Below are 12,599 nucleotides of genomic sequence, written 5' to 3'. Positions count from 1 at the left end.
CGCGCGCCCGCGCAGCGCGTCTCCTCTTTGGTTTCGGGCGTCGGGCGGAGCGTCATCGCAGGACCATCTCGTTACAAGAGTATGATAATGACGTTATCATCCTAGCACCATTGTCGATCTGTCACCATACGCGTCGATACGCATCGCCTCGTTCCTCCGGTATACCCCGCGTCGCGGCCGTGCGGCGCACGCACGCGCCGGCCCGGACATGTGAGCGGACGCGCAGCCCCTCCCGTCGCCACACCATGCCTGTCGCCTACTTTCGCAGCCTCGCCGGAAAGGACCGCAATCTCGACGCGAACCGCCACCTCGGCTTTTCCCTGGCGTTCGTCGCGGGCGCCGCGAACGCCGGCGGCTTTCTCGCCGTCAAGCAGTACACGTCGCACATGAGCGGCATCGTCTCGGCGATCGCCGATCAGGCGGCCCTCGGCGACATCGTGCTCGTGTTCGCGGGAATCGCGTCGCTCGCGTCGTTCCTGCTGGGCGCGGCCACGTCGGCCGTGCTCGTCAACTGGGGCCGCCGCAAGGGGCTGCACAGCCGCTATGCGTTCCCGCTGCTGCTGGAGGCGTTCCTGCTGCTGTGCTTCGGGCTGCTCGGCAGCCATCTGGCGCTCTGGCGGGCGTTCTTCGTGCCCGTCACGGTCGTTCTGCTGTGCTTCATCATGGGCCTGCAGAACGCGATCATCACGAAGCTCTCGAACGCCGAGATCCGCACGACACACATGACGGGCATCGTCACCGATCTCGGCATCGAGCTCGGCAAGCTGTTCTACTGGAACTCGACGCAGGTCGACCCCGGCGAGCCCGACGTGTACGCGAACCGGCAGAAGCTGCGCGTGCTCGGCACGATGCTCGCGATGTTCTTCTCGGGCGGCCTCGCGGGCGCGCTCGGCTTCAAGCATGTGGGCTATTCGGTGACGATTCCGCTCGCGGGCCTGCTCGTCGTGCTGGCCGGCATCCCGATGCTCGACGACCTGCGCGAATGGGCCGGCCGGCCGGGCAGCGGGCGCGTGCGCTGACGGCGCGGGGAGCCGGACGGCGCGCTCGGGCGTCGACGCCCGAATCCCGATGCCGCCGCCCGACCCCCGGCCCGGCCGGCGGCATCGTCGCGCGAGGCGCAACGGCCCTCTCGCCGTTCCGAAAGCCGCCTGACAGGCGTCGACGCGCGTTTTGCCTCCTTCCCGCGCGTTGCGCCGACCTCGCCCGCGCGCTCGCCCACTTTCCGGGAACGCACATACCATGTTAATGTTATGTGCATATACTTCTTCTCGCATGAAAATGATCGATCGCGCGCCGGCCCGCTCCGGCGATTGGCTCAACCGCTCGCGCCTTCCGATGCGCGGCTCGCCCCGGACGCACGCATGTTCGACATGCGCGTAGCGCTCCTTGCGCACGACTACGCGCGCCGCGAGCCGCGGGACGTGATGGGCGCGCAGGGGCTCGTGATCGTCGGCGTCGGCAGGAGCGGCGAGCGCGGCTTTCAGATGCTGTACCGCTTCTCGGACGCGTGCGAGCGCCTCGAGGCGCTCGGCACGAACGTCATCTTCGTGTACCCGAAGGAGTCGGCGCGGCACGTGCTGGACCCGGTCTCGGTATCGAGCGCGCAGATCCGGCAGCGCCCGTGCCTCTTCCTCGACGACGAGGGCCGCTTCTTCCAGCGGCCCTGCCCGCCCCGCTCGCTTGCGCTCGTGCATCTGAGCCGCGACATGACACCGCTCGACACCGCGAAGATCGTCCTGCACGATCACGCGTGGGCCGACGAGCTGCTCGCGTTCCTCGCCCGTGCGCAGGCGCGCGTCATGCACTGAGCGGGCAAGCGCGCGAGCCGGCTGAACGGCGCGCCCGATGCATCACTTGAAGGAATCCCGGTGGCACACGCATTGATCGAAATCGGTCCGAAATGGGGGCGCTATGACGCCGCGTTCGCAGGCGAGGCGCTCGCCGGCGCGGCGGGCCGCTTCCAGAGCGACATCGTCGTCGTCGCGAACGGTCGACATGCGAACGCGAAGGACGTGATGTCCGTGGTCGCGCTGCGCGCGAAATGCGGCACGTGGATGCAGATCCTGTCGAGCGGCCCCGACGAGGAGGACGCGCTCGATTCCCTCGCGTCGCTGCTGACCCAACGCTGAGCGCGCGGGAGAACCGGCCGATGCGACCTCGCTTTCCCGGCATGCCCGCGAACTCGTCGGGCCCGCTGTCCGCGCCGCACCGTTGCGCTCGCGCGAATTCGCCCGTCGTGATCGAGACGCCGCATCTCGTATCGCTATGCTTCGACGAGCGCGGCATGCAAAGCTGCATGTACGTCGACGGCCCGGATCTGCTCGCGCTCGGCTACACGCGCACGATGGCGGGCTTTCTGCTGCTGCACCCGCGGCCGCGGCGAATCGCGATGATCGGCCTGGGCGGCGGCTCGCTCGCGAAATATTTTTACCGGTACCTGCCCGATGCGCAGATCACGTCGATCGAGATCAATCCGGACGTGATCGCGCTGCGCGACCGGTTCCGGATTCCGCCCGACGACGCGCGCTTCACGGTTCTGTGCGCGGACGGCGCAAGCTATGTCGCGTCGGCGGGCGACGCGCGCGCCGACGTGTTGATCGTCGACGGCTTCGACGCCGGCGGCCTGCCGCTCGAGCTCGGCACCCGGCAGTTCTACGCGGACTGCCGCCGCCATCTGGCGGACGACGGCGTGCTCGTCGTCAATCTGCTCGTCGACGATCCGCGGGTGGCCGACAGCCTCGCCGCGCTGCGCGACGCGTTCGGCGCATCGGCGGCGCTCGCGCCCGCCGAGGACAGCGCGCTGAACCTGATCGTCTTCGCCTGGAAAACCGACGCGCCGCTGCCGTCGCTCGAGACGATGATCGAGCGCGCGAACGCGCTGGCCGATCGGCACAGCGTCGATCTCGCCGAGGCGGCAGTGCGGCTCGAACTGGGCGCGAGCTACGACTGGAGCAGGTTCGGCGAACCGGTCGACGCGTGATGCGGCGCGCGCGAAGCGGGGCCGCAAATGAGGAACGGATGAAAAAGTCGACGGGGAGGCGGCATGTATTATAATTTGATTAACATACTCGCCACTGTGTCCCGTCATGGAAACGAAAAGCGCCCGTCTGACCGTCCTGATCGACCCCTTCAAGAAAAAGGCGTTCGAGCAACTGTGCGCCGCGCAGGATTTGACGCCGTCGCAGGTCGTGCGGCAGATGATTCGCGATTATCTCGAGCAGCACGGCGTGAGCTACAAGACGCGCAGCACGGTTGCCGTGCGCGGCGCCGCGAAGCCGCAGTCGCGCCGCAAGCCCGCCGCCTGATTCGTGGGCGCGTGTGCGCCCGTGCCGTAGAAAAGCAGCAATGATACCTTGCGATGTCTGTCAGCCGCTCGTTTCCGAGCGGCACCCGGCGTCGAGCGACGTTCCGCTCGACGCGCTCGGCAAGCCGACCAAACTGCGGCCGCTGTCGCGCAAGCCGGTCGTGATTGCCAAATTCCGCTGCCGCGCGTGCGGCGCGAACTGGATCCGCGAATCGGATGCGGCCGCGCCCGGCGAGGCCCACTGGCTCTTCCTCGGCGACGCGACGAGCATCCTCGAACCCGTCGCGCGCAGGCGCCGGCAGTCCGGCGTCGAGCGCGCCGCCGCGGCCGAGCCGGCCGCGCAGCCGGCGGACGCCGAGCGGATCGCCTGAACGGCCGGATCGATCAGCGCGCGGCGGCGCCCGCGACGGGCACGCGCCGGATCTCGGACAAGTACAGGATGATCAGCGACACCCAGACGATCCCGTACAGGAACATGAAGCACGTCGAACGCACGCGCAGCAGATCGACGAGCGCGCCGAAGATGACCGGCAGCAGGAAGCCGCCGAGCCCGCCCGCCAGCCCGACGATGCCGGTGACGACCCCCATGTCGTTCGGGAAATCGTCGGCGACGTACTTGAACGTCGACGCCATCCCGAACGCGAACACCGCGCCGAGCGCGAACGTCAGCACGACGAACGCCGCGAGCGGAACATGCAGCCGCAGCGTCGCGGTGCCGTCGATCGTATGGATCACGAGGTCGGTCGGCGGATAGGACAGCAGGAACAGGCAAATCCACGCGACCCACAGCCCCCACCAGGTGATCGCGTGCGCGCCGTAGCGGTCGGCGAGCGCGCCGCCGAGCGCGCGCAGCACCGAGCCCGGCAGCGAAAAGCCCGCCGCGAACGCGGACGCGGCGACGAGCGACATCCCATAGCCGTTCTTCAGATACTGCGGAATCCACAGCGACAGCGCGGTGAAGCCGCCGAACGTGATCGAGTAGTACTGACAGAGCTTCCATACGCGCGGATCGCGCAGCACCTTGAACGAATCGACCCATGAGCCTTTTTGCGCGCCCGCGCCGGGATCGGGCGCCGAGGCGAGCCAGAAGATCGCCGCGGTGACGATGAGCGCAACGGCGTACACGCGCGGCACGAAGCGCCAGCCGTATGCGGCGAGCAACCGCGGCGTGACGAACAGGTTGACCGCCGCGCCCACCGTGCCGGCGCCGAACACGCCCATCGCGAGCCCGCGCCGCTGCGGCGGAAAGAACCGCGCGACGTACGGCGTGCCGACCGCGAACGACGCGCCGACGCAGCCGAGAAAGAGCCCGATCAGCAGGAACTGCCACAGCGCGTTCGCGTAGCTGACCCCGTAGACGGGCACCGCGCAGACGACGAGCAGCACCGTCATCACGATGCGGCCGCCGAAGCGGTCGGTCCATGCGCCGAGCGGCAGCCGCATCAGCGCGCCCGTCAGCACGGGCGTCGACGTGAGCATGCCGAACTCGGTCGCGTTCAGACGCAGGTCTTCGCGCAACTGGATGCCGAGCACGCCGAACATCATCCAGACGACGAAGCAGACGAGGAACGCGAACGTGCTCGCGAAAAGCACCGACCATGCGCGCGCGGGAATCGCGGGCGCATGGTCGAACGCGCCGGAATCGTGCTGTGAGACCATGTCCGCCCTCCTTTTCCGATCAGTTCATTGAACCAGCGGGCCGTTCGCGTCGCCGAACGCGACGCCCTCGATCCGCGCGCGGCTCGCGAGAATCGTCACGTATTGCTGGATCGCCTTGTGCCGCACGCGCTCGGCGAGGAACGCGGCGATGTCGGCCGAGACCGCGTCGAACGGCACCGGATCGCCCGGCTCGCGGCGCTCGATCCGCACGATATGGAAGCCGAAACGCGTGTTCACGAGGCGCGGCAGCACGCCGAGCTCCGGCGTGTCGAACACGGCCGCGTCGAATTCCGGCACCGAATCGCCGCGCAGCAATTGCCCGAGATTGCCGCCGACCGCCGCCGACGGGCAGTTCGACAGTTCGCGCGCGAGCGTCTCGAACGTCTGCGGCGCGGCAAGCGCGCGCGCGAGCGCCGCCTCGGCCTCGCGGCGCAGCGGCGCGAGCGGCGTCGCGTCCGTCACCGCGAACAGGATGTGGCTCGCATGCACGATGTCGCGGCGGCGAAAGCGCGCCGCATGGTTGCGGTAGTAGCGCTCGCAATCGTCGCGCGTCGGCTCCGGCAGATGCGTGAGCTCGCGCGCGAGCAGCGTGTCGAGCGCGTCGTCGCCGAGCGGCGCGCCGTCGGCCGCGAGCCCGAGCGCGACCGCGCGCTGGCGCAGCAGCTCGTGCACGACGAGCGCGCGCCGCGCCGCGTCGAGCGGATCGTCGGCGTCGGGATGATGCGCGCGCTCGGCGGCGATGTCGGCCGCGCCGATCTCGACGCCGTTCACGCTCACGCGTGCGTGCGGCCGCGTATCGAGGGTTTCGTCGATCGCGTTCATCGGCCGCGTCAACGCTTGCGAACGAGCTGGTACGGGCGGATCAGGTATGCAACCGACGCGAATCCGCTCCAGATATGCACCATCCGCGTGAACGGCGACACGAGGAAGATCGTGAAGCCGAGCAGGATGTGCGCGCGATAGGTCCACGGCACGCCGGCGAGCAGGCCCGCGATGCCCGGCTGGAACGTGACGACGCCCTTCACGTAGCCGGTCAGCACCTCGAACATCGCGCCGTCCATGTGGCGCGCGGACAGCACGACCGTGCCGAGCCCGAGCGCGAGCTGCGCCCACAGCATCAGCACGATCAGGATGTCGGACTTGCGGCTGTTGTGGCGGATGCGCGCGTCGCCGAGCCGCCGCACGATCAGGATCGTGAGCCCGACGATCGCGACCGCGCCCGCCGCGCCGCCGCCCGCCATCGCGACGAGCTGATGCGCGGACGCCGACAGGAACGGCGACACGAGCCAGTGCGGCGCGAGAAAGCCGCCGAAATGGCCGATCACGACGACGAGCACGCCCCAGTGGAACAGGTTGCTGCCGAGCCGCAGCGCGCCGCGCCGCAGCAGTTGCGACGAATCGCTCTTCCACGTGTACTGCTCGCGATCGAAGCGGATCAGGCTGCCGATCAGCAGCACCGCGACGCAGAGGTACGGATAGATGCCGAACAGAAACGTATTCAGGTCATCGCTCATGGGCTTCTCCTGATTCTTCGTCGGGTGCTTCGTCGGTCCTGCCCCCCGGCCTTTTCTCCGCCGCCGGTTTTCGTCCCGCCTCGCCTCGTTCCGCAGCCTGGCGGCCCGGCCGCCGGTCGTAGAACCGCACGGGCTCCGCCGCGCCCGGCGTCGCCGCGCCGACGAAGCGCACCGGCTCGTCCGCGTAGTCGGCGTCGAGCGCGCGGTGGTCGACGCTCGTATGCGCATCGTCGTCCGGCGCATCGGGCGCGCCGGCCTGCCCCTTGCCCGCGAGCGACAGCAGCGCGCCGATCGCGAAGCCGTAATGGCTGCCGCGCTTCGCGAGCGCCGCCGCGAGCGCCTGCAGGATGTCCGCCGTCTCCACGAGCAGATTGCGCGCGTCGCGCTCCGGCAATCGCGACAGATATTCGAGGAACACCGGCAGATAATCGGGCAGCTCGTGCGCGCTCAGATAGAGCCCGTGCCGCTCGTACATCTGCAGCAGGTCGACCATCGCCTGCCCGCGATCGCGCGACTCGCCGTGCACGTGCTCGAACAGGTGCAGCGACGTCGCGCGGCCGCGATCGAACAGCGCGACGTAGTTCTCCTGCAGCGTCAGCAAATCGCGCTCGCCGAGATACGCGATGAGGCGCGCGAGTCCCGCGCGCGCCTCTTTCGTCAGACCTTTCGCGTCGCGCGCGCACGCATCGATCGCGGGCAGCGCGTCGACGAGCGCGTCGCTCGGATAATCGAGCAGCGCGGACAGCGCCGAATACACGGCGCCGCGCGGCTCGGCCGGTGCGTCGCTCATTGCTCCGCCTCCTTGATCGGAATCGTCTTCCGGCCTTTCTTCATCCCGAACAGGCTCGCCTGCGACGTGCCGCCCGAGCAGCCGTTGCCGAACGAGAAGCCGCACGACGCGCGCAGGTCGAATGCGTCCTCCGCGTATTCGCGATGGGTCGTCGGGATCACGAAGCGATCCTCGTAGTTCGCGATCGCGAGATAGCGGTACATCTCGTCGACCTGCGCGACCGACAGGCGCGCCTGCTTCAGTACGCCCGGCGCGTCGACCCGATCGACGTGCCGGGCGCGCATGAACGCGCGCATCGCGAGCAGCCGCTCAAGCGCGTGCTTCACGGGCGCCTCGTCGCCCGCGGTCAGCAGGTTCGCGAGATAGCGCAGCGGAATGCGCAGCGATTCGACGTCGGGCAGATAGCCGTTCATCCCGAGCGAGCCGCTGTTCGCGGCTGCGTTGATCGGCGACAGCGGCGGCACGTACCAGACCATCGGCAGCGTCCGGTACTCCGGATGCAGCGGGAACGCGATCTTCCAGTCGATCGCCATCTTGTAGACGGGCGAGCGCCGCGCCGCGTCGAGCCACGCGGCCGGCACGCCGTCGCGCTCCGCCTGCGCAGCGACGGTCGGATCGTTCGGATCGAGAAAGAGCGACAGTTGCGCTTCGTACAAATCGGTCTCGCGCTCGACGCTCGCCGCGGCGCCGATGCGGTCGGCGTCGTACAGCAGCACGCCGAGATAGCGGATGCGGCCGACGCAGGTCTCCGAGCATACGGTCGGCTGGCCCGCCTCGATGCGCGGATAGCAGAAGATGCACTTCTCCGCCTTGCCGCTTTGCCAGTTGTAGTAGATCTTCTTGTACGGGCAGCCGGACACGCACATCCGCCAGCCGCGGCACTTGTCCTGGTCGATCAGCACGATCCCGTCTTCCTCGCGCTTGTAGATCGAGCCCGACGGGCACGCGGCGACGCACGCCGGATTCAGGCAGTGCTCGCAAAGGCGCGGCAGGTACATCATGAACGTGTTCTCGAACTGTCCGTAGATGTCCTTCTGCACGTGGTCGAAATTGTAGTCCTTCGAGCGCTTTTCGAATTCGCCGCCGAGGATCTCCTCCCAGTTCGGCCCCCACTCAATTTTCTCGAGCCGCTCGCCGCTCACGAGCGAGCGCGGCCGCGCCACGGGCATCGCCTTCGTGTCGCCCGCTTCCTGCAGATACGCGTAGTCGAACGTGAACGGCTCGTAGTAATCGTCGATTTCCGGCAGATGCGGATTCGCGAAGATCTGCGCGAGGAGCCGCCACTTGCCGCCGAGGCGCGGCTCGATCCTGCCGTCCGCGCGCCGCTTCCAGCCGCCGCGCCAGCGCTCCTGGTTCTCCCAGTCCTTCGGATAGCCGATGCCGGGCTTCGTCTCGACATTGTTGAACCACGCGTACTCCATCCCTTCGCGGCTCGTCCACACGTTCTTGCACGTGACCGAGCACGTGTGGCAGCCGATGCACTTGTCGAGATTGAGCACCATCGCGATCTGCGCGCGGATCTTCATCGGGTTTCTCCCGCATCGGCGTTGCGTTTGCCGGAAGCGGCCAGCGGCGCGGCCGCGCCGCGCGCGCTTTCGTTGTCGCGCTCGCCGTCGAGCCAGTCGATCCGCTTCATCTTGCGCACGATCAGGAACTCGTCGCGGTTCGAGCCGACCGTGCCGTAGTAGTTGAAGCCATACGACAGTTGCGCGTAGCCGCCGATCATGTGCGTCGGCTTCAGCGACACGCGCGTGACCGAGTTGTGGATGCCGCCGCGCGTGCCGGTGATCTCCGAGCCCGGCGTGTTCACGATCTTCTCCTGCGCGTGATACATCATCACCATCCCGCGCGGCACGCGCTGGCTGACGACGGCGCGCGCGCACAGCGCGCCGTTCGCGTTGTAGCACTCGATCCAGTCGTTGTCGGCGATGCCGATCGTCTGCGCGTCGCGCTCCGAGATCCAGACGATCGGCCCGCCGCGCGACAGCGTGAGCATCAGCAGGTTGTCCGTATACGTGCTGTGGATGCCCCACTTCTGATGCGGCGTGATGAAGTTCAGCACGATCTCGGGATTGCCGTTCGGGCGCTGGCCGACCATGTGCGCGTAGCTGCCGGTATCGATCGGCGGCTTGTACGCGCACAGCGATTCGCCGAACGCGCGCATCCACGGGTGATCCTGATAGAGCTGCTGCCGGCCGCTCAGCGTGCGCCACGGCACGAGCTCGTGCACGTTCACGTAGCCCGCGTTGTACGACACGTGCTCGGATTCGATCCCGCTCCACGTCGGCGACGAGATGATCTTGCGCGGCTGCGCCTGGATGTCGCGAAAGCGGATCTTCTCGTCCTCGCGCGCGTGCGCGAGATGCGCGTGCTCGATGCCGGTGGCGCGCGACAGCGCCTGCCACGCCTTCACCGCGACCGCGCCGTTCGTCTCGGGCGCGAGCGCGAGGATCACCTCGGCCGCGTCGAGCGCGCTGTCGATCCGCGGGCGGCCTTGCGCGCAGCCCGCTTCGGTCACGCGATAGTTGAGCGCGCCGAGCAGCGCGACCTCGTCCTTCGCGTCCCAGCCGATGCCCTTGCCGCCGTTGCCGAGCCGGTCCATCAGCGGCCCGAGCGACGTGTACTTGCGGTACGTGCTCGGATAGTCGCGATCGACGACGGTCACGGCCGGCATCGTCTTGCCGGGCACCGCGTCGCATTCGCCGCGCTTCCAGTCGCGCACGTCGAACGGCTGCGCGAGCTCGGCCGCGCTGTCGTGCGCGATCGGCGAGAGCACGACGTCGCGCTCGATGCCGAGATGGCCTTCCGCGAGCGCCGAGAAGCGCTTCGCGATCCCCTTGAAAATCTCCCAGTCGCTCTTCGACTGCCATGCCGGATCGACCGCCGCCGACAGCGGATGGATGAACGGATGCATGTCGGACGTGTTCATGTCGTCCTTCTCGTACCACGTCGCGGTCGGCAGGACGACGTCCGAGTACAGGCAGGTCGTCGACATCCGGAAGTCAAGCGTGACGAGCAGGTCGAGCTTGCCGCGCGGCGCGTCCGCATGCCACGTCACTTCTTCGGGACGCGAGCCGTTCCCTTCGCGGATCTCGTCGCCCTGCACGCCGTGCGTCGTGCCGAGCAGATGCTTCAGGAAATACTCGTGGCCCTTGCCCGACGAGCCGAGCAGGTTCGAGCGCCACACGAACAGGTTGCGCGGGAAGTTCTCGGGCGCGTCGGGGTCCTCGCACGCCATCTTCAGTTCGCCCGACGCGAGCCGCCGCGCGATTTCCGCGCCCGCAAGCGCGGGATCGGCGATGTCCGCGCCGACGCGCAGCGGATTCGCGGCGAGTTGCGGCGCGCACGGCAGCCAGCCCATCCGCTCGGCGCGCACGTTGTAGTCGATCGGCGCGCCGTGGAAGCGGCTTTTGTCGGCGAGCGGCGACAGCAACGCGGCCGGGTCCATCGGGTCGTAGCGCCATTGATCGGTATGCGCGTAGAAGAACGATGTCGCATTCATCTGCCTGGGCGGGCGGTGCCAGTCGAGCGCGAACGCGAGCGCGGTCCAGCCGGTCTGCGGCCGCAGCTTCTCCTGGCCGACGTAGTGCGACCAGCCGCCGCCCGACTTGCCGACGCAGCCGCACATGATCAGCATGTTGATGATCGCGCGGTACGTCATGTCCATGTGGAACCAGTGGTTGATCCCCGCGCCGACGATCACCATCGATTTGCCCTGCGTCTTGTGCGCGTTCTGAGCGAACTGCCGTGCGACCGAGATCGCGTCCTCGCGCTTCACGCCGGTGATCGCTTCCTGCCACGCGGGCGTGTACGGCACGTCGTCGTCATAGCTCGTCGCGACGTCGCGGCCGCCGAGCCCCTGGTCGATTCCATAGTTCGCGACGAACAGATCGTAGACGGTCGCGACGAGCATCTCGCCCTCGGGCGTCGCCACGCGCCGCGCGCCGATCCTGCGCGACAGCTCGGACGCGTGCGGGGTGGGCGCGAAATGCGCATGCGGCTGGTTGCCGAAGTACGGAAACAGCACGTCGACGACTTCGTCGTGCGCCTTCGCGAGCGACAGCCGCGGCGCGAGCACGCGGCCGCCCGCCGTCTCGGCCTTCAGGTTCCACTTGCCCTGGTTGCCGCCGTCGGGCTTCGCCCACCGGAAGCCGATCGAGCCGACCGGCACGGCGAACTCGCCCGTCGCGTCGTCGATCATCACCGTCTTCCATTCCGGGTGCTCGGCTTCGCCGAGCGCGCCGTCGAAATCGGACGCGCGCACGAGCCGCTCGGGCACGTAGCCCGCGCCATGCGGCACGAGCCGCACGATGCACGGCATGTCCGTGTAGCGGCGGCAATAGTCTGCGAAATAGTCGCTCGCGCCCTCGACGTGGAATTCCTTCAGGATCACGTGCCCCATCGCGAGCGCGAGCGCCGCGTCGGTGCCCTGCTTCGGGTGCAGCCACAGATCGCCGAACTTCGCGCCTTCCGAGTAGTCGGGAAACACCGACACGATCTTCGTGCCGCGGTAGCGCGCCTCGACGAGGAAGTGCGCATCGGGCGTGCGCGTCTGCGGGACGTTGGAGCCCCACATCATGATGAACGTCGAGTTGTACCAGTCGGCGGATTCGGGCACGTCGGTCTGCTCGCCCCACGTCTGCGGCGACGCGGGCGGCAGGTCGCAATACCAGTCGTAGAAGCTCAGGCATACGCCGCCGATCAGCGACAGGTAGCGCGAGCCCGCCGCATACGACACCATCGACATCGCCGGGATCGGCGAAAACCCGACGACGCGGTCCGGCCCGTGGCGCGCGACCGTATGCACGTTCGCCGCCGCGACGATCTCGCTGACCTCGTCCCACGTCGCGCGCACGAAGCCGCCGAGACCGCGCCGGCTTTGATAGCCGCGCCGCGCGTCTTCGTCGTCGACGATCGAGCGCCATGCGTCGACGGGTTCCATCGTGCGGCGCCGCGCGCGCCACAGCCTGACGAGCGCGCTGCGCACGAGCGGGTACTTGAGCCGGTTCGCGCTGTACAGGTACCACGAGTACGACGCGCCGCGCGAGCAGCCGCGCGGCTCGTGGTTCGGCATGTCCGGGCGGGTGCGCGGATAGTCGGTCTGCTGCGTCTCCCACGTGACGATGCCGCCCTTCACGTAGACCTTCCACGAGCACGAGCCGGTGCAGTTCACGCCGTGCGTCGAGCGGACGATCTTGTCGTGCTGCCAGCGCTGCCGGTAGCCCTCTTCCCACTTTCGATCCTCGTCGGTGACCGCGCCATGCCCGTCGGAAAACTGCGGTCGGGCGGTCGTGAAAAAGCGCAGCCTGTCGAGGAAATGGCTCATGGCGAT

At 68.3% G+C, this 12,599-nt stretch carries 11 protein-coding genes and 1 pseudogene; 6 read left to right on the top strand and 6 right to left on the bottom strand.

The features are described from left to right. Positions 1-245: 245 nt before the first annotated feature. From WT16_RS29310 to WT16_RS29285, 6 genes are all read left to right on the top strand, one after another. The gene (locus tag WT16_RS29310; RefSeq protein WP_006027178.1) at positions 246-1,019 is read left to right on the top strand and encodes a YoaK family protein; all 774 of its coding nucleotides are present in this window, start codon (positions 246-248) and stop codon (positions 1,017-1,019) included. Positions 1,020-1,361: 342 nt separating this feature from the next. Further along, positions 1,362-1,808 (top strand): hypothetical protein, encoded by a 447-nt coding sequence (locus WT16_RS29305; RefSeq protein ID WP_006027177.1) that lies wholly within the window; start codon positions 1,362-1,364, stop codon positions 1,806-1,808. Between the two features lie 60 nt (positions 1,809-1,868). Continuing rightward, on the top strand, positions 1,869-2,129 hold the full coding sequence (locus tag WT16_RS29300) for an HPr family phosphocarrier protein (protein WP_063534853.1): 261 nt from the start codon (positions 1,869-1,871) through the stop codon (positions 2,127-2,129). A 41-nt stretch (positions 2,130-2,170) separates the two neighbouring features. Continuing rightward, positions 2,171-2,980 carry a fused MFS/spermidine synthase gene (locus WT16_RS29295; protein WP_006027175.1) on the top strand — a complete coding sequence of 270 codons (810 nt, stop codon included), beginning with the start codon at positions 2,171-2,173 and terminating at the stop codon, positions 2,978-2,980. 106 nt (positions 2,981-3,086) lie between these two features. Beyond that, the gene (locus WT16_RS29290; RefSeq protein ID WP_006027174.1) at positions 3,087-3,305 is read left to right on the top strand and encodes a ribbon-helix-helix protein, CopG family; all 219 of its coding nucleotides are present in this window, start codon (positions 3,087-3,089) and stop codon (positions 3,303-3,305) included. Between the two features lie 40 nt (positions 3,306-3,345). Beyond that, positions 3,346-3,675, top strand: a complete 330-nt coding sequence (locus WT16_RS29285) for a hypothetical protein (RefSeq protein ID WP_006027173.1) — start codon at positions 3,346-3,348, stop codon at positions 3,673-3,675. A 13-nt stretch (positions 3,676-3,688) separates the two neighbouring features. Here the strand turns inward: WT16_RS29285 and WT16_RS29280 are convergent, their stop codons facing one another. From WT16_RS29280 to WT16_RS29255, 6 genes and pseudogenes are all read right to left on the bottom strand, one after another. Then, positions 3,689-4,963, bottom strand: coding sequence for a nitrate/nitrite transporter (locus tag WT16_RS29280; protein WP_063534852.1), 1,275 nt, complete (start codon positions 4,961-4,963; stop codon positions 3,689-3,691). 24 nt (positions 4,964-4,987) lie between these two features. Next, a complete protein-coding gene (locus WT16_RS29275) occupies positions 4,988-5,785 on the bottom strand; it encodes a peptidylprolyl isomerase (protein ID WP_063534851.1) in 798 nt (265 codons plus the stop codon). Between the two features lie 8 nt (positions 5,786-5,793). After that, positions 5,794-6,477, bottom strand: coding sequence for a respiratory nitrate reductase subunit gamma (gene narI / locus WT16_RS29270; protein ID WP_063534850.1), 684 nt, complete (start codon positions 6,475-6,477; stop codon positions 5,794-5,796). Between the two features lie 100 nt (positions 6,478-6,577). Continuing rightward, positions 6,578-7,267 (bottom strand): annotated as a pseudogene (narJ, locus tag WT16_RS29265) (nitrate reductase molybdenum cofactor assembly chaperone); the annotation flags it as partial. Then, complete coding sequence (gene narH / locus WT16_RS29260; protein ID WP_063534848.1) at positions 7,264-8,793, bottom strand: nitrate reductase subunit beta; 1,530 nt, start codon at positions 8,791-8,793, stop codon at positions 7,264-7,266. The pseudogene narJ and the gene narH, both read right to left, overlap by 4 nt. After that, positions 8,790-12,593 carry a nitrate reductase subunit alpha gene (locus WT16_RS29255; RefSeq protein ID WP_063534847.1) on the bottom strand — a complete coding sequence of 1,268 codons (3,804 nt, stop codon included), beginning with the start codon at positions 12,591-12,593 and terminating at the stop codon, positions 8,790-8,792. The genes narH and WT16_RS29255 overlap by 4 nt, the downstream gene beginning before the upstream one ends. Positions 12,594-12,599 lie beyond the last annotated feature (6 nt).

This window comes from Burkholderia sp. MSMB1589WGS, assembly GCF_001636105.1.
GTDB classification, from domain to species: domain Bacteria; phylum Pseudomonadota; class Gammaproteobacteria; order Burkholderiales; family Burkholderiaceae; genus Burkholderia; species Burkholderia humptydooensis.
This window is presented reverse-complemented; position numbering and strand designations above follow the sequence as displayed.

Coding starts and splice junctions, on each gene's coding strand:
- WT16_RS29310 (WP_006027178.1), top strand. CDS start 246: ATGCCTGTCGCCTACTTTCGCAGCCTCGCCGGAAAGGACCGCAATCTC.
- WT16_RS29305 (WP_006027177.1), top strand. CDS start 1,362: ATGTTCGACATGCGCGTAGCGCTCCTTGCGCACGACTACGCGCGCCGC.
- WT16_RS29295 (WP_006027175.1), top strand. CDS start 2,171: ATGCCCGCGAACTCGTCGGGCCCGCTGTCCGCGCCGCACCGTTGCGCT.
- WT16_RS29290 (WP_006027174.1), top strand. CDS start 3,087: ATGGAAACGAAAAGCGCCCGTCTGACCGTCCTGATCGACCCCTTCAAG.
- WT16_RS29285 (WP_006027173.1), top strand. CDS start 3,346: ATGATACCTTGCGATGTCTGTCAGCCGCTCGTTTCCGAGCGGCACCCG.
- WT16_RS29280 (WP_063534852.1), bottom strand. CDS start 4,963: ATGGTCTCACAGCACGATTCCGGCGCGTTCGACCATGCGCCCGCGATT.
- WT16_RS29275 (WP_063534851.1), bottom strand. CDS start 5,785: ATGAACGCGATCGACGAAACCCTCGATACGCGGCCGCACGCACGCGTG.
- narI (WP_063534850.1), bottom strand. CDS start 6,477: ATGAGCGATGACCTGAATACGTTTCTGTTCGGCATCTATCCGTACCTC.
- narH (WP_063534848.1), bottom strand. CDS start 8,793: ATGAAGATCCGCGCGCAGATCGCGATGGTGCTCAATCTCGACAAGTGC.
- WT16_RS29255 (WP_063534847.1), bottom strand. CDS start 12,593: ATGAGCCATTTCCTCGACAGGCTGCGCTTTTTCACGACCGCCCGACCG.